The sequence below is a fragment of the Bacillota bacterium genome (assembly GCA_036504675.1).
Taxonomy (GTDB): domain Bacteria; phylum Bacillota; class Sulfobacillia; order JAJYWN01; family JAJZPE01; genus DASXUT01.
Genome location: DASXUT010000066.1, coordinates 1 through 1,691, shown reverse-complemented (window position 1 = coordinate 1,691; position 1,691 = coordinate 1). Strand labels below are relative to the sequence as shown.

Annotated in this window: 3 protein-coding genes; 1 reads left to right on the top strand and 2 read right to left on the bottom strand. The window is 70.4% G+C overall.

Annotated features, from left to right (window positions below; all coding sequences use genetic code 11):
- Positions 1–568: NFACT RNA binding domain-containing protein (locus VGL40_04985; GenBank protein ID HEY3314621.1), on the top strand; the 568-nt coding region annotated here is incomplete at its 5' end.
- Here the strand turns inward: VGL40_04985 and pyrE are convergent.
- Positions 537–1,115: an orotate phosphoribosyltransferase gene (gene pyrE, locus VGL40_04980; protein HEY3314620.1), complete on the bottom strand. Its 579-nt coding sequence runs from the start codon at positions 1,113–1,115 to the stop codon at positions 537–539. The genes VGL40_04985 and pyrE overlap by 32 nt on opposite strands.
- Positions 1,115–1,691 (bottom strand): orotidine-5'-phosphate decarboxylase (gene pyrF, locus VGL40_04975; protein HEY3314619.1); only part of this gene is annotated, 577 nt, incomplete at its 5' end. The genes pyrE and pyrF, both read right to left, overlap by 1 nt.

Sequence of the window (1,691 nt, the reverse complement as noted above, 5' to 3'; positions counted from 1 at the left end):
CGAGGACCGGGCCGCCCTGGCCGAGATCAAAGCCGAACTTGCCGGCGCCGGCTACCTCAAGCCCGATCCCCCGGCCGGGCCGCGGGCCAAGAAGCCCGGGAAAAAGCCGCTTAAAGGCCGGCGTCCGAGCGGCGAGGGCGGCGCCGAGCCGACTTCCACTCCCCACCGCTTCCTGACGACCACCGGGAAGGAGATCCTGGTCGGGCGGAACAACCGCCAGAACGACCTGTTGACCCTCCGGCTGGCCCGCCCCGACGACCTCTGGCTACACGTCAAGGACATCCCGGGCTCTCACGTCATCCTTCGCCTCGCCCCGGGGGAGGAGGCCAAACCAGAAGAAATCACCGAGGCCGCCCTCTTGGCGGCCTGGTTCAGCCGGGGCCGCCAGTCGAGCCGCGTCCCCGTGGACTACACCACCAAGAACCGCGTCCGCAAGCCCTCCGGGGCCCGCCCGGGAATGGTCATCTACGACCATCACCACACGGTCTTCGTCAATCCCGAGCCGGCCCAGGTGGAACGGCTCAAGCCGGCGTCGGTCAGACCGTCGGAGCCCCCTTCGGACGGGTGATGGCCAGACCGGCCCGGCAGAGCGGGCAGTCGCCCGGGTCGTAAGCCTCGATCTTCAGGTTGACCAGGGCCCGCAGGGGAACCCCCAGGTCGACCTGCCCGCCGCTGCGGTCGATCAGGGCACCCACCCCGACCGGCGTCGCCCCCAATCGGCCGACCAGTTCGAGCACCTGGCGGACCGACCCGCCAGTGGTCAGGGCGTCCTCTACGGCCAGGACCCTCTCCCCAGGCCGGAGGGTAAAGCCCCGACGCAAAGTGAATCCTCCGCCCTCCGCTTTCTCGGCGTAGATCGCCCGGGCCCCCAAGGCCCGGGCGATTTCGTAGGCCAGGATGACCCCGCCCATGGCCGGCCCGATGACCGTCTCGACTTGGTCGCCGGCGAACAGGTCGGCCACACCCCTCCCCAACTGCCCGCCGACCTCCGGAAACTGCAGGGCCTGCGAGCACTGCAGGAACTGGGGGCTATGCTTGCCCGAGGTCAGGAGGAAGTGCCCCTCCATCAGGACCCCGGTCTGCTTGAAGATGGCGATGACTTCTTCTGGTCTCACTACCGCTCCTCCTCGGCCGCCGCCTCGGCGGCCTTGATCTCTTCGATGACTCTGGACGCCGCTTCCCGCGGGTCGGCGGCGCCGGTGATCGGCCGGCCGACGACTAGATAGTCGGCCCCGGCGCGGACCGCGTCACCCGGGGTCAGGACCCGCCTCTGGTCGTCCCCGCCGACACTCCAGAGCGGCCGGACCCCCGGGGTCACGGCCACGAAACCCTGCCCCTCCTTGGCTTTTATGGCCGAAGCCTCGCGCGGCGAGGCGACCACCCCGTCCAGCCCGGCCCGGTGGGCCAGGGCGGCCATGGCCAGGACCTGCCGGTCGAGGGGTCGGGTCACCCCGACCTCTTCCAGGGCCCCCTGATCCAGGCTGGTCAGGACGGTGACCCCGATGACCAGCGGGCGGTCGGACTCACCCAGCCCGCTCACGGCTTCGGCGGCCGCGCCCATCATCGCCGAACCCCCATGGGCGTGGACGTTGAACATGGCCACCCCCAGGCCGGCGGCCGAACGGGCCGCCCCGGCCACGGTGTTCGGGATATCGTGGAACTTCAGGTCCAGGAAGACATACTTCTTCGCG